This window comes from Chryseobacterium sp. SIMBA_028 (genome assembly GCF_046535285.1).
In the GTDB taxonomy this organism is placed as follows: domain Bacteria; phylum Bacteroidota; class Bacteroidia; order Flavobacteriales; family Weeksellaceae; genus Chryseobacterium.
Genome location: NZ_JAWRWZ010000893.1, coordinates 1 through 230 on the forward strand (window position 1 = coordinate 1; position 230 = coordinate 230).

Here is a 230-nt window from a genome sequence, read left to right on the forward strand (position 1 = left end):
CCCACGTTCGCGCCGTCTTCGGTCGGATCGACATGCACGCGGAACGGGCGCTTGCCCGCAGGCTTCGCGACTACGTCCACGATCGCATCGGCGACGAGATCCGCATGGGCGTCGGGCGGTACGATCGCGGCGAATGCCTCTTGGACTTCGTGCCCGAAGTTCTTGTAAGGGCCGGCGTCGTATTCGGCCGCGCGAGCCGTGTCCGCCGGGGCTCCGGCGTGAGCGAAATG

General features: G+C 67.8%; 1 protein-coding gene. It reads right to left on the reverse strand.

The features are described from left to right. A partial coding sequence (locus SCA31_RS25780; RefSeq protein WP_410699768.1) for a hypothetical protein occupies positions 1-230 on the reverse strand: 230 nt, incomplete at both ends.